The sequence below is a fragment of the Rathayibacter sp. AY1B4 genome (genome assembly GCF_002932815.1).
Taxonomy (GTDB): Bacteria; Actinomycetota; Actinomycetes; order Actinomycetales; family Microbacteriaceae; genus Rathayibacter.
Genome location: NZ_PSWN01000005.1, coordinates 160,037 through 179,221, shown reverse-complemented (window position 1 = coordinate 179,221; position 19,185 = coordinate 160,037). Strand labels below are relative to the sequence as shown.

Below are 19,185 nucleotides of genomic sequence, written 5' to 3'. Positions count from 1 at the left end.
GCACCCGGTGCGGACGTCCGGGCAGCCCGGCTCAGCGAGCGGTGTCGTACTCGGCCGGGACCGCGAGGCGCTGCCCGGGCTCGACGCCCGCGCTCGAGAGCTGGTTGAGGGAGAGGATGTCGTCGACCACGTCGCGCGGGTCCGCCTGCGGGGCGAGCTCCTCGGCGAGCGACCAGAGCGACTCGCCCGCGTGAACGGTGACGTACTGGAACTCGACCGCAGCGGCGTCGCTCGACGCGATCGCTCCACCGCCGTTGAGCCCGAAGGCGAAGGCGCCCGCCACGATCGGCAGGGCCCCCAGAGCGGCCACCACGGCGCGGCCGCGGCGCGTGAGGCGCAGACGGGTGCGAACGATCCGCGCTTCACCGAACGCGCTCATCGGCTCGGGAGCGGACGGCAGTACCTCGACGGGCCGAGCCGCGGACGAGCGCTGGAGCGGGCGGGAGGTGAGCTGTGCGGTCATGGGATCGCTCCTTTCAACAGGGATTCGGGGAGGCCCTCGGCCGGGAGGGCCGCCCCGAACGCCTGTACCGAACATATCTTCGAACGACGGAGCGGTCAAGGGACCGGTCCGGCTGATCCGCGAGCGGATTCGCGTGCGACACACTCGAACGAATGTTCCGAGTCGTGACTTCCGGCGGATACAGTTTCGAGAGCCTGGTCGTAGTAGAGCAGCGACCACCGACATTCCTTGTCGGGTCGCGACCGGGCGGGCGCGCACGCGGCGTGCGCACCGGGAAGAGGGAGCATCGTGAGCGACGCGCAGAGGGCCGGGACCCCGGCCGCCAAGACGAAGGCAGCCGCAGGCCGGCGCCGGAAGAGCCTGAGCGCCAAGCAGCTCGCGATCCTCGACGCGATCCAGCGCTCGGTGTCGAGCCGCGGCTACCCGCCGAGCATGCGCGAGATCGGCGACGCGGTCGGCCTCGCCTCGCTGTCGAGCGTCACCCACCAGCTCAACCAGCTCGAGCTCAGCGGCTACCTGCGCCGCGACCCGAACCGGCCCCGCGCCCTCGAGATCCTCATCGACGTCCCCAGCTCGACGGAGGACGACGGGTCGTTCGAGTCGACCGCGACGGTCGGCGACGCGGCGATGGTCCCCCTCGTCGGCCGGATCGCGGCGGGCGTGCCGATCATGGCCGACCAGCAGATCGACGAGGTGTTCCCGCTTCCCCGGCAGCTCGTCGGCAAGGGCGAGCTCTTCATGCTCAAGGTCGTCGGCGAGTCGATGATCGACGCCGCGATCTGCGACGGCGACTGGGTCGTGGTCCGCTCGCAGCGCACCGCCGAGAACGGCGAGATCGTGGCGGCCATGCTCGACGGCGAGGCCACCGTCAAGGTGCTGCGCCAGCGCGACGGCCACACCTGGCTGCTGCCCCGCAACTCCAACTTCGAGCCGATCCTCGGCGACGAGGCAGAGGTGCTCGGGAAGATCGTGGCGGTCCTCCGCTCGGTCTGACACCGGGCGTGCAGGAGGGGCCCGACCGGCGTGCAGCCGGTCGGGCCGCTCCTGCATTCGACGGGCACGGGCGATCGGGGCGCGCGCCCCTCCGTCGCGGTCACGGGAAGGCGGAAGAGAGCTGCCGACACGAGATCGCCGAACCCCCCGACCTCCGGAGCGGGTCGATGATGCGGGACGCCGCACCCCCTCCCGGATGCGCCGAGCGCCCGCCGCCCGGACGGGGAGACAGGCGCTCGGGTGGTGGCGATCAGGCCTGGACGGCCGCGCGCGGAACCGCGAACTCGGTGAGCGAGCCCGCCAGGTCGGCGTGCACGAGGGCGACCACGTGGGTGCCGCCCTCGACGTACTGCGTCGACAGGATCCGGCCGCTGCGGTGCAGATGCGAGATCACGTCGCCCCGGTCGTACGGCACGAGCAGGTCGATCTCGACGTCCGGCTCGGGCAGGATCTCGGCGATCCGCGCCTCCAGCTCGTCGATGCCCTCGCCGCTGCGCGCCGACACGAAGACCGCGTCGGGAGCGAGACCGCGCAGCACCAGCCGCGTGCCCTCGTCCACCAGATCGGCCTTGTTGAAGGCGATGATCTCGGGGATGCTGCGGGCGCCCACCTCGCCGATCACGTCGCGCACGGTGGCGATCTGCCCGGCCGGATCGGGGTGGGAGGCGTCCACGACGTGGACGATCACATCGGAGTCCGCGACCTCCTCGAGCGTCGACCGGAAGGCCTCGACGAGCTGGTGCGGAAGCGCTCGCACGAAGCCGACCGTGTCGGCGAGCGTGTAGAGGCGCCCGTCCTTCGTCTGGGCCTTGCGAACGGTGGCGTCGAGGGTCGCGAAGAGCGAGTTCTCGACGAGGACGCCCGCGTGCGTCATCCGGTTCAGCAGGCTCGACTTGCCGGCGTTCGTGTACCCCGCGATCGCCACCGAGGGGACGGCGTTGCGCTTGCGGTTCGCGCGCTTGGCCTCGCGGGCGGGCTTCATCGCCGTGATCTGCTTGCGCAGGCGCGCCATGCGGGTGTGGATGCGGCGACGATCGAGCTCGATCTTCGTCTCACCCGGACCGCGCGAGCCCATTCCGGCTCCCGCGCCCACCTGGCCGCCGGCCTGGCGGGACATGGACTCGCCCCAGCCGCGCAGTCGCGGGAGCAGGTACTCGAGCTGCGCGAGCTCGACCTGCGCCTTGCCCTCACGGCTCTTCGCGTGCTGGCTGAAGATGTCGAGGATCACCGCGGTGCGGTCGATCACCTTGACCTTCACCACGTCCTCCAGCGCACGCCGCTGGCTCGGTGCGAGCTCGGTGTCGGCGACGACCGTGTCCGCGCCGAGGGCCGCGACGAGCCCCGCGAGCTCCTGGGCCTTGCCCTTGCCGAGGTAGGTGCTCGGATCGGGGTGCGGGCGGCGCTGGAGCAGGCCGTCGAGGACCGTCGCTCCCGCCGTCTCCGCGAGCGCGGCGAGCTCGTGCAACGAGTTCTCCGCGTCCTCCAGCGAATTCTGCGAGTACACGCCGATGAGCACGACGTTCTCCAGGCGCAGCTGGCGGTACTCGACCTCCGTGACGTCCTCGAGCTCGGTCGAGAGGCCGGCGACGCGTCGCAGCGCCTGCCGGTCGTCGCGGTCGAACTGCTCGCCGTCGCTGTTCTCGCCCTCGTGGCCGGCGCTCTGCAGCGCCTGGGCTCCACCCGCGACGAAGCGCGAGTACCCTGCCGAACGCGACTGCGCGTTCGCCAGGACCCTCGAGACGACGTCCACGGCCTCGGTCGTGTCGGTCTCGTTCAGGTCTTCCGTCATCCGGATAACACTAACTCCTCAGGTCTTGATAGGTTCACTTCTCATGGCCGCCGAGCACTACTTCTCGAGTACTCCCGACGGCGACCTCCGGCCCCGCAGGATCCAGGCCCGCCTGGCCGGCCGCGACCTCGAGGTCACGACGGCAGGAGGGGTGTTCAGCCCCGGTCACGTCGATCTCGGCACGCGCGTCCTGCTGGACGCGGTGCCCGACGCCCCCGCTGACGGGGACCTGTTGGATCTCGGCTGCGGCTGGGGCCCGATCGCCCTCGCGCTCGCCCTCGCCTCCCCCGACGCCCGGGTGTGGGCGGTCGACGTCAACCAGCGGGCGCTCGAGCTGGTCCGTCGCAACTGCGAGGAACTCGGCGTCCTCAATGTCAACGCCGTGCTGCCCGAGGATGTTCCCGACGACGTCCGCTTCCGCACGGTGTGGTCGAACCCGCCGATCCGCATCGGCAAGGAGGAGCTGCACCTCCTGCTCGAGCGCTGGCTGCCGCGGCTCGAGGAGGGCGCGGACGCCTGGCTCGTCGTGCAGCGCAACCTCGGCTCAGACTCGCTCCAGACCTGGCTGGGCGCCGCGTTCGCCGGGCGGCTCGACGTGGAGCGCGTCTCCTCGGCGAAGGGCTTCCGCGTGCTCCGGACGACCCGCCTGGCCTGACCGGGTCCTCAGTCGATCCGGATCGTCCCGGTGAAGACGAGGTCGGCCGGGCCGGAGAGCCCAACGTGCTCGCCCTCCTCCGCCGCGAACATCGTCACGCCGAGCGTGCCGCCCGGGACCTCCACGCGCCAGGCCTGCGGAGCGCGGGCTCCCGCCCAGTAGCGCACCGCCAGTGCCGCCGCCGCGGCACCCGTGCCGCAGCTCAGGGTCTCGCCGCTGCCGCGCTCGTGCACGCGCATCCGGATCCGCCCGATCCCGTCGTGGACCAGGGGCTCGCCGGGAACCACGAACTCGACGTTCGCGCCGTCCTCGGGCTCCGGGTCGAGCTGCGGGATGTAGGAGAGGTCGGCGGAGTCGAGCTCCTCGTCGTTGCTGAGGGCGACGACCACGTGCGGATTGCCGAGGTCGATCCCGAGACCGGGGCGCGCGACCTTGAGCTCCTTCGCCCGCACCAGGGGCTCGCCGCCCGCCAGCTCCCAGCGGCCGAGGTCGACCTGGAACCCGGCACCGCTGCGGGTGACGTCGCGGACGCCGGCGCGGGTGCCGATCGGCAGGGTGTCGCCGGGCTCGAGCGCCGCGAGGCCGCCCGCGAGCAGGAACGCGGCGTAGACGCGGATGCCGTTGCCGCACATCTCGGCGATCGAGCCGTCGGCGTTGCGGTAGTCCATGAACCACTCCGCCTCGCTCTCCTCGGCCAGAGCCGCGGCGCCCTCCGGGATCGCGCGGGAGCGGACGGCACGGATGACGCCGTCGGCGCCGACGCCGAAGTGGCGGTCGCAGATCATCGCGATCTGCGCGGGCGAGAGGTCGACCTCACCGTCCGGGTCGCTGAAGAGCACGAAGTCGTTGCCGGTGCCCTGGCCCTTGGTGAAGTGCAGCTCGATCGTCATGGCGCACAGCCTAGCGAGGAGCGGGAGCGGCGGCCTGGGCGGCGGCGTGCGCCCGCGACACCAGGTCCGGCGCGTCGTACGGGAGCCGGTGGGCGCCGGCGTAGCGCCGGAACCAGCTGTTCTGCCGACGTGCGTAGCGGCGCGTGAGCGCCTGCGTCGCCGCGATCGCCTCCTCCTTGCGGAGGACGCCGGCACGCTGGGCGAGCGCCTGGGCGTACCCGATGGCCCGCCCGGCGGTGACGCCGCGCTCAAGGCCGAGGGGGACGAGCCGCTCGACCTCGTCGAGCATCCCGGCCGCCCACATCCGCTCCACCCGCCGGTCGAGGCGCTGCACCAGCTCCTCCCGCGGAGCCTCGAGGAACAGGATCGAGGCGGGGCGCCACGGAACCGGCTCGTCGGACATCAGCGCGCTGTGCGTGCTCCCGCCGGTGAGCTCCGCGATCTCGAGCGCGCGGACGATGCGCCGGGCGTTGTGCGGACCGATCCGCTCGGCCACTCCGGCGTCGATCCGGCGCAACCGCTCGACGAGGGCGCCCAGGCCCTCCCGCTCGGCGGTCTCCTCGAGCCGGCGCCGGACGGCCGGGTCGGTGCCCGCGAACGAGAACTCGAAGACGACGCTGGAGACATACAGACCGGAGCCTCCGACGAGGATCGGCGTCGCCCCGCGCGCCAGCACGCTCTCGATCACGCGCCGCGCCTCGCTCTGGTAGCGGGCGACCGACGCCTCCTCCGTCACGTCGAGGACGTCGAGCAGGTGGTGCGGGACGCCCCGACGCTCGTCGGCGGGCAGCTTCGCGGTGCCGATGTCCATCCCGCGGTAGAGCTGCATCGCGTCGGCGTTCACGATCTCAGCGGCGCCGCCGTCCTGCCGGATCACCTCGGCGAGCTCGAGCGAGAGGTCGGACTTGCCCGTGCCGGTCGCGCCGACGATCGCGATGAGCTCCGGCGCGGTATCGGGGGCTCCGGTCTCAGCGCTCGCCATCGAGGGCGTCGTAGATCGGCGTCGTCAGCGTGCCGGCGTCGCGCACGCGCAGCGACGGCAGGCCCAGCGAGACCCGGGGCGCCCCGCTCGCGCCCGGGGCGGCCGGAACTCCGCAGGACTCGGTCTGCGCCCGGTCCCAGGCGTCGCCCGCGCGGGTGCGGCGGATGCGGAGCGGCGCGCCGTCGGGCGAATCCGCCAGGAGGTAGAAGGGGGCGGCACGGGTGACCCGGACGGAGACCACGTCTCCGGGACGCGGCTGCTCGGAGCCCTCGGGCACGTCGAAGTGCACCAGACGGCTGTCCTCGGCGCGTCCGCTCAGCCGGTGCGTCTCCGTGTCGCGGCGGCCCTCGCCGGTCGCGACGAGGACCTCGACCTCTCGGCCGACGACCGTGCGGTTCTCCTGCTCGCTGATCGCGTCCTGCAGGGCGACGAGCCGCTCGTAACGCTCCTGGACGACCGCCTTGGGGATCTGGTCGGGCAGCGTCGCGGCCGGGGTGCCGGGCCGGATGGAGTACTGGAAGGTGAAGGCGGAGGCGAAGCGGGCCGCCTCGACCACCCGCAGGGTCTCCTGGAAGTCGGCCTCCGTCTCACCGGGGAAGCCCACGATGATGTCGGTGCTGATCGCCGCGTGCGGGATGCGATCGCGCACCCGGTCGAGGATCCCGAGGAACTTCTCGGAGCGGTAGGAGCGGCGCATCGCTTTGAGGACGCGGTCGGAGCCGGACTGGAGCGGCATGTGCAGCTGCGGCATCACCGCCGGCGTCTCGGCCATGGCGTCGATCACGTCGTCGGTGAAGGCCGCGGGATGGGGGCTCGTGAAGCGGATCCGCTCGAGCCCGTCGATGGTGCCCGCCGCGCGGAGCAGCTTCGAGAACGCCTGGCGATCGCCGAACTCGACGCCGTAGGAGTTCACGTTCTGGCCGAGAAGGGTGACCTCGATCGCGCCGTCGTCCACGAGCGCCTGGATCTCGGCGAGCACGTCGCCGGGACGCCGGTCCTTCTCCTTGCCGCGGAGCGAGGGGACGATGCAGAAGGTGCAGGTGTTGTTGCAGCCGACCGAGATCGAGACCCAGCCGCTGTAGGTCGAGTCGCGCTTCGTGGGGAGCGTGGAGGGGAAGACATCGAGCGATTCGAGGATCTCGAGCTGCGCCTCGTCGTTGTGGCGGGCGCGCTCGAGCAGGCTAGGGAGGGCGCCCATGTTGTGCGTGCCGAAGACCACGTCGACCCACGGGGCACGGTCGAGGATGACGTTCTTGTCCTTCTGCGCGAGACAGCCGCCGACCGCGATCTGCATCCCCTCGTGTCGGCGCTTCACCGACGCGAGGTGGCCGAGGTTGCCGTAGAGCTTGTTGTCGGCGTTCTCGCGCACCGCGCAGGTGTTGATCACGACGACGTCGGCCTCGGCTCCATCGGCGGACACGTAGCCCGCCGCCTCGAGCGAACCGCTCAGCCGCTCGGAGTCGTGCACGTTCATCTGGCACCCGAACGTACGGACCTCGTAGGTCCTCGGCCGGGTCTCGGCGACGGGCGGCGGGGCGGTACCGAGCGTGCTCATGGTGTGGGATTCTACGCTCCGGTCGGACCGCTCTCGGCCCGCCGTGTCAGCGGAAGCGGACGCTCGACCCCGGCTTGCGGATCGTCTCGCGGACGACGCGCTGCACGAGTCCGCCGGCGTAGCCGCGGCGCGCGAGGAATCCCGTGAGCCGGCGCTCGGCGACCTCGTCGGAGAGAGAGCGCAGGCTCGGCAGGCGCTTGCGCGCGAGCTCGAGCGCCGTGCGGTACTCGTCGTCGCCGTCCAGCTCGTCGAGCGCTGACGCGATCGCCTCGGGGTCGATCTTCCGCGCGCGCAGCTCCTGCTGGATGGAGGAGCGGCCGAGCTTCTTGCGGTCACGGAGCGAGACGACCAGCTGCTCCGCCATGCGGAGGTCGTCGAGGTAGCCGAAGCGCGTGAAGCGCTCGAGGATCTCGAGGGCGTCCTTCTCGGCGACGCCCTCCGTGTAGAGGCGCGCCTCGACCTCGGCGACCGAGAGGCTCTTGCGGGAGAGCCCCCGTACGATCCGATCCGCGACCTGCTCGGGATCGATCTCCTCCGGGATCTCGATCGCGTCCTCGTCGTCCTCGTCGTCCGCGTTCTCGACGAACGCCGGCGCGCGCCGGGCGACATGAGCCGAGAGCTCGGCGATCCGCTCGGAGGCCGGAGACGCGGCGCCCCCGACGGCGGAGCCTTCCGACTCGCCTGCGGCCGCCCCGGGAGCACTGGTACCCGGCGTTCCGGCTCCGGACGGATCCGGAAGCGACCCGGCCCCGTCTGCGTCCGGCGCCGCCGGAGCCCAGCCCTCGTCGCCCGCCGCACCCCGGTCGACCCAGGGCAGGAAGGCCACGGGGCGGCCCTTCGCCCCCTCCGCGGCCTTCTCCGCCACGGGCTAGGCGCCCTTGCGCACGGGCTGCTTGGTCTCGATCGCGACCGGCGCGGCCTCGACGGCCGCGTTCGGGTCGACGATCACGCCGAGCTTGACCAGGATGCGCTTCTCGATCTCGGCGGCCACATCGGGGTTGTCGATGAGGAACTGGCGCGCCTTCTCCTTGCCCTGACCGAGCTGGTCGCCGTCGTAGGTGTACCAGGCGCCCGACTTGCGGACGATCTCGTGCTCGACGCCGAAGTCGATCAGGCTGCCCTCGCGGGAGATGCCTACGCCGTAGAGGATGTCGAACTCGGCCTGCTTGAAGGGCGGGGCCATCTTGTTCTTCACGACCTTGACGCGCGTGCGGTTGCCGACCGCGTCGGTGCCGTCCTTCAGCGTCTCGATGCGGCGGATGTCGAGGCGGACCGACGCGTAGAACTTGAGCGCCTTGCCGCCCGCCGTGGTCTCGGGGCTTCCGAAGAAGACGCCGATCTTCTCGCGCAGCTGGTTGATGAAGATCATCGTGGTGTTCGTGGTGTTCAGTCCGCCGGTCAGCTTGCGCAGCGCCTGGGACATGAGGCGCGCCTGCAGGCCGACGTGGGAGTCGCCCATCTCGCCCTCGATCTCGGCACGCGGCACGAGGGCCGCGACGGAGTCGATCACGATGAGGTCGATCGAGCCCGAGCGCACGAGCATGTCGGCGATCTCGAGCGCCTGCTCTCCGGTGTCGGGCTGCGACACGAGGAGGGAGTCGATGTCGACGCCGAGCTTCTTGGCGTACTCGGGGTCGAGCGCGTGCTCCGCGTCGATGAAGGCGGCGATGCCGCCGTTGCGCTGCGCGTTCGCGATCGCGTGCAGGGTGAGGGTGGTCTTTCCGGAGGACTCGGGGCCGTAGATCTCGACGATGCGGCCGCGCGGGAGCCCGCCGATCCCGAGCGCGACGTCGAGCGCGATCGAACCGGTCTGGATCACCTCGACGGGAGCGCGGTCGTCGCTGCCGAGGCGCATGACGGCGCCCTTGCCGAACTGGCGGTCGATCTGGGCGAGTGCGGTCTCGAGGGACTTCTCGCGGTCGGAGGAACTGGGCATGGCCGTCTCGCTCTCGTGTTCGTGGTGGTGTCGCCTACAGGCTGTCGCGACATGCCGGTGGCTGTCGGAGTGACAGTGCCGGCCGGCTGCGACAAGGCGGTGAAGCAGGTCCGTTCAGGTGTCTCCGACGGTACGCCCGACCACCGACATCGGGGCCGAGCGAGAGCGACTCCGTGGAGACGGGGCCGATCCTGCTTCTGTGGAGGAGCCTAGACCCGTTCGAACACGGATTCGAGCACGAGCCGTCGGCGTGTCGAACACGGCTTCGGCGACGGGAGCGTCAGCGGTGGCGCTTCCGCGGATCCACGCCGTGCCACCGGGCCTCCGGGACGTCGTTGGCGCGGCAGAGGGCGAGCCAGACCTCGCGCGGCTCCGCTCCGTCCGCGAGGGCGCGCTCGGCGGTGCGGCCCCCGAGCTCGGTCAGCACGAGGTCCGAGACCAGGACACGGGCGTACGCGCCGCCGAACTCGTCGTCCACCAGCTGCCGGAACTCGCTCAAGCGCATGCATCCACGGTAGCCGCTGCCCGGAGGCCGCACTCCCCCGGGAACGCCGAAGGGCGCCCGGCCGGAGCCTGGGCGCCCTTCGCGTGGAACGGGTGCGGTGCGTGGAGGGGACGGGGGCCGACTACTGCGTGACGAGGTCCGCGTCGAAGCCGGCGACCATGTCGGCCGGGATGGTGTCGGGGATGGTGTCGATGCCCTCGATGACGGCGAGACGATCGCCGACCTCGCGCATGATCACCGAGATGGGGGTGTCGAGGGCGTCGGCGACAGAGGCGAGGATCTCCGAGGAGGCCTCCTTCTGACCGCGTTCGACCTCGCTCAGGTAGCCGAGCGCAACGCTCGCCTTGCTCGCCACCTGACGGAGCGTACGACCTTTCTGCAGGCGAAAGTCCCTGAGGACATCGCCGATCTCCTGACGAACTAGAACCACTGGACCCTCCTTCTCCACGTCAACCGCATGTCGTGCACCTGCACCGCGAGCACGAGCGCCGGAGATTCCGGAGCGGGTGATCGGGGGGCTGGGACGAGAGAACCGGATAGCTGTTCACTACCCGGTTCGTATGGTGTCGACTCTAATACCGGATGACTGGACTTTGCGTGTGAGCGACACCAGTTGTAACCGGGCCGCAATGCGGCGCATTCCGATTCCCGGAGGGCCCTCGCTGGGTATCCGCCTCATGCGCCGCGGGCGATCAGCTCCGCGCCGAGGGCGAGGGCCGCGTCGACCGAGGCGGCGCGGATCGCGGCGCGGTCGCCGTCGAACCGGTGCTCACGGACGAGCTCGTCCTCGCCGAGGACGGCCGCCACGAAGACGGTGCCGACGGCCGCGTCCCCCTGCGGATCCGGACCGGCGACCCCCGTGGTCGCCAGGCCGAGCGTCGGACGCCCGTCGGCCGCGAGCCGCGAGGACGCTCCGCGCGCCATCTGCACAGCGACTGCGGGATCGACGGGACCCCGCTCGCCGAGGACGCGCGCGTCGACCCCGAGGAGCCGGTCCTTGAGGTCGGTGGCATAGCTCACCACTCCCCCGCGGTACACGGCGGAGGCGCCGGGCACCTCCACGAGGGCGGAGCTGAGCGCGCCGCCGGTGAGGGACTCCGCGACGGCGAGGTCGACACCCCGCCGCCGGAGCTCGGCGATCAGCTGCGCGGCCGTCACCGCGTCGACCGGGCGGCCCGGCTCTGGCGGGCGGCGTCGGCGAGGTAGTCGATCCCGGTGGCGACCGTGAGCACCACCGCGGCCGTCATCGTGATGCCGTTCAGCCAGTGGACCCACTCGCCGAGGACGGCCCAGAGCGGCAGCAGAGCGAGGGAGATCGCGATCGACTGCACGATCGTCTTGAGCTTGCCGCCCCGCGACGCCGGGATCACCCGGTCCGAGAGCACGGCCATCCGGAAGACGGTGATGCCGATCTCGCGCACCAGGATGACGATCGTCACCCACCACGGCAGCTCCGCGAGGATCGAGAGCCCGACGAGCGCCGCACCGGTCAGCACCTTGTCGGCGATCGGATCCAGGAGCTTGCCGAGATCGGTCACGAGGCCCCGGCTCCGGGCGATGTGCCCGTCGATGCCGTCCGTGGCGATCGCGACGATGAAGAGGAGCGCCGCGGCGATCCGGATCCCGCCGTCCTGCCCCCCGTCGGCCAGCAGGAGCCAGAAGAAGACGGGCGCCAGCAGGATCCGGAGGACCGTGATCGCGTTCGGCAGGTTCCAGTTGCCCGACGCGGCCGGAGCCGGTGCGGTGGGGTGGGTCATCGTGTTCCGCCGTTCCTCGCAGTGCGGGCGACCGGGACGGTCACTCGCGTCCCGTCAGCGTCCAGGCGTCCTCGCCGGACCCCTCGTCGTCGTCGTGGTAGTCGGTGGCGGCGGGCCCCGTCGGCTCGGCCAGCGGATCCGCGTACGGATCCGGGGCGACCGAGGACGGCGCGGCCGGCCCCTCGCCCGGGTCCTCGCCGCGCATCCGCGCGAGGACGCCCGGCAGCTGCTCGGCGGTGACCAGCACGTCGCGGGCCTTCGACCCCTCGGAGGGGCCGACGACCTCGCGCGACTCGAGCAGGTCCATCAGTCGGCCGGCCTTGGCGAAGCCGACGCGGAGCTTGCGCTGCAGCATCGAGGTCGAGCCGAACTGCGTGCTGACGACGAGCTCGGCCGCCGCGACCAGCAGCTCGAGGTCGTCCCCGATGTCGGAGTCGATCTCCTTGCGCTGCGCCTGCACGGTGATGTCCTGGCGGTACTCGGGCTGCGCCTGACGGGTGACGTGCTCGACGACCTTCGCGATCTCGTCCTCGCGGACCCAGGCGCCCTGGACGCGCATCGGCTTGTTGGTCCCCATGGGGAGGAAGAGGCCGTCGCCCTGCCCGATGAGCTTGTCGGCTCCCGGCTGGTCGAGGATGACCCGCGAGTCGGTCACGCTGGTCACCGCGAAGGCGAGGCGGCTGGGCACGTTCGCCTTGATGAGGCCGGTCACCACGTCGACGCTCGGCCGCTGCGTGGCCAGCACGAGGTGGATGCCCGAGGCGCGCGCGAGCTGGGTGATGCGCACGATCGAGTCCTCGACGTCGCGCGGGGCGACCATCATCAGGTCGGCGAGCTCGTCGACCACCACGAGGAGGTACGGGTACGGCTTGAGGACGCGGCTACTGCCCGCGGGGAGCTTGATCTCGTCGGCGCGGACGGCCGCGTTGAAGTCGTCGATGTGGCGGAACCCGAACGACGCCAGGTCGTCGTAGCGCATGTCCATCTCCTTCACGACCCACTGCAGCGCCTCGGCGGCCTTCTTGGGGTTCGTGATGATCGGAGTGATCAGGTGCGGCACTCCGCCGTAGATGGTGAGCTCCACGCGCTTGGGGTCGATCAGGACCATGCGCACGTCCTGCGGGCGCGCGCGCATCAGCAGGCTCGTGATCATCGAGTTGACGAAGCTGGACTTGCCGGAGCCGGTGGAGCCGGCGACCAGGAGGTGCGGCATCTTGGCGAGGTTCGCCACGACGTAGCCGCCCTCGACGTCCTTGCCGACGCCGATGGTCATCGGGTGCGTGGACGTCGTCGAGGCCGGCGAGCGGAGGACGTCGCCCAGGGAGACGATCTCGCGGTCCGTGTTGGGGATCTCGACGCCGATCGCGCTCTTGCCCGGGATCGGGGAGAGGATCCGGACCTCGTTGCTGGCGACGGCGTAGGAGAGGTTCTTGCTGAGCGCGGTGACGCGCTCGACCTTGACGCCGGGGCCGAGCTCGATCTCGTAGCGGGTGACGGTCGGGCCGCGGGAGAAGCCGGTGACCGTCGCGTCCACGTTGAACTGCTGCAGCACCTCGGTGATGGCGCGGACCATCTCGTCGTTGGCCGCCGAGCGCGCCTTGGAGGGCGTGCCCGTCGAGAGGGCGGCCGCCGAGGGGAGGCGGTACGGCGCGTCGTCCTCGAACGAGGAGTCGAAACCGGCGGTCGGGTCCTCCTCGGCGAGGGGCGCGATCGGGCCGGTCTCGATGACGGGCGGGATCGGGACGGCGGGCGCCACGTCGAGGCGGTCGAGCCGGATGACCTCGGTCGCGTCGTCGTCGACCACGCCGGTCGCGCCGCGGGGAGCGCCCGTCTGCTCGAAGCGGGCGAGCGCCGCCTCGGCGGTCTCGGCCTCGGCCAGCACCTCGGTGGCGTAGGAGCGGGTCGGCGGGTGGGCCTCGTCGTCGCGCTCCTCGAGCGCGGTGTCGAGGCCCTTCGCGCGGCCGCGGGCCGGCGCGGCGCCCTCGATGACCTCGGTGAAGGAGTCGATCGGGAGCTCGGTCTGCACGGTCGGCTCGTCCTCGCGCCCGGACTCGGTGCGCCGCCACCAGGGCAGCTCTCCGCCGTCCTGCTGCGCGTCCTCCTCCTGCTCGGCCTCCGCCTTCGCCGCGGCCTTCGCGGCGGCCCGCTCGGCCTTGAGGCGGGCGCGCTCCTCGTCGTCGAGCACGGGGGCGCCGAAGAGGTAGCCGTAGAGCTCCCGCGAGCGCGCGCCGATGCGGTTCGGCGGGGTCTTGGTGATGATGAACAGCGACAGCAGGATCACGAGAGACAGCAGCACGGTCGCGCCGGGGACGGTGGCGATCGCCGCGAGCGGGGCGCCCACCAGCCAGCCGAGGACGCCTCCCGCGGCCGCCATGGACTCGATTCCCTGGCCGGGCTGCGGCAGGCCGAGGTGCGCGTGGCAGATGCCGGCGGAGGCGACGAGCAGCGTGATGACGCCCACGCCGATCCGCCCGTTGTCGTCGACGGACCGGGGGTGCCGGAAGAGCCAGAGGGAGAAGAGGAGAAGGACGACCGGCAGCACGTAGGCGACACGGCCGAAGAAGCCGCCGAAGCTCCACGCGTCGAGCACCAGGGCGACCGGGTCGGTCGCGAGGAACCACTCGACCACCGCGCCCGCGACGGCCAGCAGCAGCAGCAGGAAGGGGACGCCGTCGCGGCGCTCCTCCTTCGCCAGCCGCTCGGGACCGAGGGCGCGGGCGGCGCCGCCCGCGAGGTGGGCCAGCGCCATCCAGAGCCGCACGGCGGGGTTGGTGCGCGGGGCGGACTCGAAGGCCACCGTCTTCGTTTCAGCGGCCGCCTTGCCCGAGCCCCGGCCGGATCGCGGCGCGCCGGAGCGCGGAGTCGCGCTGCCGCGCCCGCGCGAGGTCGTCTTGGTACTGGTCGCCATGAGGCCACCGTACCCGCCGCCCCCGTCAGGGCCGGTGACCCGCGCCGCGACGGCAGGCGCCGATCCGCCGCCGGCCGGGAGGCTCAGGCCTCGATGACGAGCGGCACGATCATGGGCCGGCGGCGGTAGGAGGTGTTGACCCAGCGGCCGACGACGCGACGGACGGCCTGCGAGAGCGCGTGCTGATCGCTCGCCCCGTTCCGCACCGCCTCCTCGAGCGCGGCCGCGATCCGCGGCTTGACCTCGTCGAAGACGCTGTCGTCCTCCGCGAAGCCCTTCGCGTGGATCTCGGGGCCGACGACGATCCGCCCCGTGCCCGCCTCGACCACCACGATGATCGAGATGAAGCCCTCCTCGCCGAGGATCCGCCGGTCCTTGAGGTCGGCGTCGGTGATCTCGCCCACCGACGATCCGTCGACGTAGACGAACCCCAGGTCGAGCCGTCCGACGACGGTCGCCCTGCCGTCGAGCAGGTCGATCACGGTGCCGTCCTCGGCGATGATCGTGTTCTCCTCCGCGATCCCGGTCTCACGCGCGAGCTGCGCGTTCGCGACCAGGTGCCGGTACTCGCCGTGCACCGGCATCACGTTCAGCGGCTTGAGGATGTTGTAGCAGTAGAGGAGCTCGCCGGCCGCGGCGTGCCCGGACACGTGCACCTTCGCGTTGCCCTTGTGCACGACGGTCGCTCCGAGCCGCGTGAGCCCGTTGATGACCCGGTACACCGCGTTCTCGTTGCCGGGGATGAGACTGGAGGCGAGGATCACGGTGTCGCCTTCCCCCGGCTCGATCTGGTGATCGAGGTTGGCCATCCGGCTGAGGACGGCCATCGGCTCGCCCTGCGACCCGGTGGACATGTAGACGATCCTGTCCTCGGGGACGTCGCCCGACTTCTTCATGTCGACCAGGACTCCCGGAGGGACGTGCAGGTAGCCGAGATCCGCGGCGATGCGCATGTTGCGGACCATGGAGCGGCCGAGCAGCGCCACGCGGCGGCCCGTGGCGTGGGCCGCGTCGAGCACCTGCTGCACCCGGTGCACGTGGCTGGAGAAGCTCGCGACGATGACGCGGCGGGTCGCCCTGGCCATGACGCTCTCGATGACCGGGCCGATGTCGCGCTCGCTCGGCGTGAAGCCGGGGACGTCGGCGTTGGTGGAGTCGACCATGAACAGGTCGACTCCCTCCTCGCCGAGGCGGGCGAAGGCGCGCAGGTCGGTGATCCGGCCGTCGAGCGGCAGCTGGTCCATCTTGAAGTCGCCGGTGTGCAGCACCGAGCCCGCGTCGGTGACGATCGACACGGCCAGCGCGTCCGGGATCGAGTGGTTCACGGCGACGAACTCGAGCTCGAAGGGCCCGAGGTTCTCGACGTCGCCCTCCTTCACCGTGAGCGTGTACGGCGTGATCCGGTGCTCCTTGAGCTTCGCCTCGACGAGGGCGAGCGTGAGGGTGGAGCCGATCAGCGGGATGTCGCGCTTCAGGCGGAGCAGGTAGGGGACGGCGCCGATGTGGTCCTCGTGGCCGTGGGTGAGGACCACTCCGACGATGTCGTCGAGCCTGTCCCGGATGGGCGTGAAGTCCGGGAGGATCAGGTCGACGCCCGGCTGGTCCTCCTCCGGGAAGAGCACGCCGCAGTCGACGACCAGGAGCCTGCCGTCGATCTCGAAGACGGTCATGTTGCGGCCGATCTCGCCGAGGCCGCCGAGGGGGATGATCCGGAGCGTTCCCGGAGCGAGCGGGGCGGGGATGATCACGGGACCGGGCATGCGCCCTCCTTCTCCAGCGGTGCTTTCTCGGGACGTGCCGCTCGGGCTCAGCGGGTGGTGCCGGCGACCTTCGGGAGGGCGCCGCCGGCCGCGGCGTTGCGGTCGGGCCGGAAGTTGCGGAAGTCGACGCCCGGGATGTCGCGGACCAGGCCGAGCTCGTCCTCGATGAGCGCCGCCTCCGACTCCTCCGGGCCGACCAGGGGCAGCCGCACGCGCGGCGAGGAGATGCGGCCGAGGCCGTGCAGGATGTACTTCGCGGCGACGGTCCCGGGGACGTGCGTCATCACGGCGCGCACGAGCGGCTCGAGCTGCTGGTGCGCGCGGGTGGCCGCGTGGAGGTCGCCCGCGTTCACGGCGTCGACGATCGTGCGGTACGGCGCGGCGGCGATGTTCGCGGTGACGCCGATGAGCCCCGTGGCGCCGATGGCGAGCTCGGGGAGCACGTTCGCGTCGTCGCCGCAGAAGTACATCAGGTCGGTCTGGTTGAGCACGCGGCTGACCTCGGAGAGATCGCCCTTCGCGTCCTTCACGGCCAGGATGTTCGGGTGCTTGGCCGCCCGCAGGATCGTCTCGTAGCGGATCGGCACGCCGGTGCGGCCGGGGATGTCGTAGAGGATCACCGGCAGGTCCGTCGCATCCGCGATCATCCGGAAGTGGGTGAGCACGCCCGCCTGCGTGGGCTTGTTGTAGTACGGGGTGACGATCATGTTGCCGTCGGCGCCGGCCTTCTCGCTCTGACGGGCGAGCTGCATGGCGTGGGCGGTCTCGTTCGAGCCGCCTCCCGTGATGATCTTGGCGCGGCCCCCGGCGACCGAGCGGCCGACCTCGACGAGGCGGATCTTCTCCGGGTCGGTCAGGGTGCTGGTCTCGCCCGTGGTCCCGGTGACCACGATGCCGTCCGCGCCCGCTGCGATGCAGTCGTCGATGTGCTTCTCGACACCGGGCCAGTCGACCTCGCCGTCGGCGGTGAACGGGGTGACCAGGGCGACCAGGACCTGGCCGAAGGGATTCTCCGGAGTTGACACGCTGCCAGGGTAGCGGGTCGCCGCCGCGCCGCCGGGAGGAGGTTCCCGGAGCCGCCCGCGCGGACGGCAGCAGGCGGATCGGGCGGGACGGCCCGCTCGTCCTCGCCGGGCGGCGGGCTACGGAGCGACGCGGCCGTTCGCCGTGAAGGCGGCGGCCGTGAGGGGCATCAGCTCCTGGAAGTGCGTCTCCATCTGCTCGGCCGCCATCTCGATCTCGCGCTGCGGGAAGGAGGGGAATGTCGAGTCCTCGCGCTTGGTGCGCAGGGAGAGGAAGTTCATCAGCGAGCGGGCGTTGAGCGTGACGTACATCGACGAGTAGATGTTCAGCGGGAGGACGATCCGGGCGACCTCGCGGGCGACGCCCTCGCCGAGCATCCGCCGGTACGACTCGTAGGCCTGCGTGCTGACGCGGCGCGTCTCCTCGGCGACGAGCTCGGCCTGCTCGGGGGTGCCCGGCTCGAAGGAGTAGGCGCCGGGCTTGCCGACCTGCACGAGGTTGCGGCGGGGGCCGGGCACGTAGAAGACCGGACGGAGCTCGCGGTAGCGGCCCGACTCCTCGTTGTAGGAGGCGATGCGGTGCCGCATGAACTCGCGGAAGACGAAGATCGGCGCCTGCACGTAGAAGGTCATCGAGTTGTGCTCGAACGGCGAGCCGTGGCGGTCGCGCATGAGGTAGTTGATCAGGCCGCGGTCGCGCTTGCGCTGCAGCTCGGCGTCGGACTCCTCGCCGTCGAGCGCCTCGGCGAGCGTCTTCTCGCCCTGGGTCGAGACGCGGGCCGCGAACAGCACGTCGGAGTCGTGGGCGCTCGCGCGGACCAGCTCGACGACGACGTCGCTGCGGAAGACGGGACTGCTCGGGTCTGCGCTGAGGCTGCTCTGTTCGGTCACGGATCGAACCTAGACCACGCTCCGACCGCGGCCGTCGTCACATCCCGAAACAGTCGTCCGCGCAGCGCCCGCGCCGACCTACGCTTCCCGGATGGAGCCCGTGACGATCCTCGCCGCACTGCTCGGCCTCGTCGTGCTGGGCGTCGTCCTCGGGGCTGTCCATCGGGCCCGCTCAGGGCGCGTCGCGAGCGCCCCCTCGCGCCAGGACCCCGCGATCGACCCCGGCGAGCTCGTCCCCGGCGCAGTGCTCGGGACCCGGGCCACAGTCGTGCAGTTCTCGACCGACGTCTGCACGCGGTGCCCTGCAGTGCGACGGATGCTCGGGGAGCTCGCCCAGCAGCGGCCCGGGCTGGCGCACCTCGACGTCGATCTGACGCACCGCCCCGACCTTGCGGCGCGCTTCCGCGTCCGGCAGACGCCCACGCTCCTCCTGCTCGATCGAGACGGAGTGCCGCGCAGCCGCGTCGGCGGCGCTCCGACCCGGGCCGCCCTGACCATCGAGCTCGACCGACTCCAGGAGACATGATGAGCACCCGCTCCCCCTCCACCACCGGCGCCACTCCCCCGTCCGGCACCGTCGATCCCCGCGGCCCGAGGGTCGCCGCCGGAGTCACCGCCGCACTCCTCCTCACGGCCGTGGGCCTCGGGCTCGCGGCCGCGGCCCGGGCCGACCTCGACGGCCGGCTCTCCCAGCCCGGCTTCCTCCTGCTGCTCGCGCTCGCCGCCCTCTTCGCCTGGTCGGCCGCGCGCGGCGTCGGCTCCGGCCCCTGGGCGGTGCTGTTCCGCCGGGTGGTCCGGCCGCACCTGGCACCGCCGCGCGAGTGGGAGGACGCCCGCCCGCCGCGCTTCGCCCAGCTGATCGGCCTGGTGGTGACCGGCGCCGGCGTCCTCCTGCACGTCGCCGGCGTCCCGGGATCGGTTCCGGTCGCCGCGGCCGTCGCCTTCCTCGCCGCCTTCCTCAACGCCGTGTTCGGCCTCTGCCTGGGCTGCGAGCTCTACCTCGTGCTCGCGCGGGCCGGCCTGGTCGGGCGCTCGGCCGGCTCCCGGGCGTGAGGCTCTAGGCTGGGTCCGCTTCGCGG

The 19,185-nt window shown here is 71.8% G+C and carries 19 protein-coding genes; 4 read left to right on the top strand and 15 right to left on the bottom strand.

Annotated elements, in window-relative coordinates:
- Positions 1–31: 31 nt before the first annotated feature.
- On the bottom strand, positions 32–463 hold the full coding sequence (locus C5D66_RS05205) for a LysM peptidoglycan-binding domain-containing protein (protein WP_308471155.1): 432 nt from the start codon (positions 461–463) through the stop codon (positions 32–34).
- 288 nt (positions 464–751) lie between these two features.
- Here C5D66_RS05205 and lexA point away from each other — a divergent pair, with 288 nt between their 5' ends.
- Positions 752–1,456 carry a transcriptional repressor LexA gene (gene lexA, locus C5D66_RS05200; protein ID WP_104224482.1) on the top strand — a complete coding sequence of 235 codons (705 nt, stop codon included), beginning with the start codon at positions 752–754 and terminating at the stop codon, positions 1,454–1,456.
- A 250-nt stretch (positions 1,457–1,706) separates the two neighbouring features.
- Here lexA and hflX read toward each other — a convergent pair whose 3' ends face one another.
- Positions 1,707–3,245, bottom strand: a complete 1,539-nt coding sequence (gene hflX, locus C5D66_RS05195; protein WP_104224481.1) for a GTPase HflX — start codon at positions 3,243–3,245, stop codon at positions 1,707–1,709.
- Between the two features lie 43 nt (positions 3,246–3,288).
- Between hflX and C5D66_RS05190 the strand changes: the two genes are divergently transcribed.
- Positions 3,289–3,900, top strand: a complete 612-nt coding sequence (locus tag C5D66_RS05190) for a class I SAM-dependent methyltransferase (RefSeq protein ID WP_104224480.1) — start codon at positions 3,289–3,291, stop codon at positions 3,898–3,900.
- A gap of 8 nt (positions 3,901–3,908) precedes the next feature.
- Here the strand turns inward: C5D66_RS05190 and dapF are convergent, their stop codons facing one another.
- The 13 genes from dapF to thyX form a co-directional block, all read right to left on the bottom strand.
- Positions 3,909–4,790 carry a diaminopimelate epimerase gene (gene dapF / locus C5D66_RS05185; RefSeq protein ID WP_104226308.1) on the bottom strand — a complete coding sequence of 294 codons (882 nt, stop codon included), beginning with the start codon at positions 4,788–4,790 and terminating at the stop codon, positions 3,909–3,911.
- A gap of 10 nt (positions 4,791–4,800) precedes the next feature.
- Positions 4,801–5,772 carry a tRNA (adenosine(37)-N6)-dimethylallyltransferase MiaA gene (miaA, locus tag C5D66_RS05180; RefSeq protein ID WP_104255571.1) on the bottom strand — a complete coding sequence of 324 codons (972 nt, stop codon included), beginning with the start codon at positions 5,770–5,772 and terminating at the stop codon, positions 4,801–4,803.
- Positions 5,759–7,327: a tRNA (N6-isopentenyl adenosine(37)-C2)-methylthiotransferase MiaB gene (gene miaB, locus C5D66_RS05175; protein WP_104255570.1), complete on the bottom strand. Its 1,569-nt coding sequence runs from the start codon at positions 7,325–7,327 to the stop codon at positions 5,759–5,761. The genes miaA and miaB overlap by 14 nt, the downstream gene beginning before the upstream one ends.
- A 46-nt stretch (positions 7,328–7,373) precedes the next feature.
- Complete coding sequence (locus C5D66_RS05170) at positions 7,374–8,153, bottom strand: regulatory protein RecX (protein ID WP_146084773.1); 780 nt, start codon at positions 8,151–8,153, stop codon at positions 7,374–7,376.
- 42 nt (positions 8,154–8,195) lie between these two features.
- Positions 8,196–9,263: a recombinase RecA gene (gene recA, locus C5D66_RS05165; RefSeq protein WP_104224475.1), complete on the bottom strand. Its 1,068-nt coding sequence runs from the start codon at positions 9,261–9,263 to the stop codon at positions 8,196–8,198.
- 280 nt (positions 9,264–9,543) lie between these two features.
- Positions 9,544–9,768, bottom strand: a complete 225-nt coding sequence (locus C5D66_RS05160) for a DUF3046 domain-containing protein (RefSeq protein WP_104224474.1) — start codon at positions 9,766–9,768, stop codon at positions 9,544–9,546.
- Between the two features lie 121 nt (positions 9,769–9,889).
- Complete coding sequence (locus tag C5D66_RS05155; RefSeq protein ID WP_068207524.1) at positions 9,890–10,198, bottom strand: helix-turn-helix domain-containing protein; 309 nt, start codon at positions 10,196–10,198, stop codon at positions 9,890–9,892.
- A gap of 245 nt (positions 10,199–10,443) precedes the next feature.
- Positions 10,444–10,926, bottom strand: coding sequence for a CinA family protein (locus tag C5D66_RS05150; protein ID WP_104255568.1), 483 nt, complete (start codon positions 10,924–10,926; stop codon positions 10,444–10,446).
- Positions 10,923–11,525: a CDP-diacylglycerol--glycerol-3-phosphate 3-phosphatidyltransferase gene (gene pgsA, locus C5D66_RS05145; protein ID WP_104233268.1), complete on the bottom strand. Its 603-nt coding sequence runs from the start codon at positions 11,523–11,525 to the stop codon at positions 10,923–10,925. The genes C5D66_RS05150 and pgsA overlap by 4 nt, the downstream gene beginning before the upstream one ends.
- A gap of 40 nt (positions 11,526–11,565) precedes the next feature.
- Positions 11,566–14,433 (bottom strand): DNA translocase FtsK, encoded by a 2,868-nt coding sequence (locus tag C5D66_RS05140; RefSeq protein WP_104255567.1) that lies wholly within the window; start codon positions 14,431–14,433, stop codon positions 11,566–11,568.
- A gap of 83 nt (positions 14,434–14,516) precedes the next feature.
- The gene (locus C5D66_RS05135) at positions 14,517–16,193 is read right to left on the bottom strand and encodes a ribonuclease J (RefSeq protein WP_104224470.1); all 1,677 of its coding nucleotides are present in this window, start codon (positions 16,191–16,193) and stop codon (positions 14,517–14,519) included.
- 47 nt (positions 16,194–16,240) lie between these two features.
- A complete protein-coding gene (gene dapA, locus C5D66_RS05130) occupies positions 16,241–17,218 on the bottom strand; it encodes a 4-hydroxy-tetrahydrodipicolinate synthase (protein ID WP_104224469.1) in 978 nt (325 codons plus the stop codon).
- Between the two features lie 117 nt (positions 17,219–17,335).
- Complete coding sequence (gene thyX, locus C5D66_RS05125) at positions 17,336–18,106, bottom strand: FAD-dependent thymidylate synthase (RefSeq protein ID WP_104224468.1); 771 nt, start codon at positions 18,104–18,106, stop codon at positions 17,336–17,338.
- Positions 18,107–18,197: 91 nt separating this feature from the next.
- On the opposite strand from thyX, the gene C5D66_RS05120 reads away from it, so the two are divergent.
- Both C5D66_RS05120 and C5D66_RS05115 read left to right on the top strand, forming a co-directional pair.
- The gene (locus tag C5D66_RS05120) at positions 18,198–18,632 is read left to right on the top strand and encodes a thioredoxin family protein (protein WP_104233266.1); all 435 of its coding nucleotides are present in this window, start codon (positions 18,198–18,200) and stop codon (positions 18,630–18,632) included.
- Positions 18,632–19,159, top strand: coding sequence for a DUF4395 domain-containing protein (locus tag C5D66_RS05115; protein ID WP_104233265.1), 528 nt, complete (start codon positions 18,632–18,634; stop codon positions 19,157–19,159). Before C5D66_RS05120 ends, C5D66_RS05115 begins: the two co-directional genes overlap by 1 nt.
- The last annotated feature ends 26 nt before the right edge of the window (positions 19,160–19,185 follow it).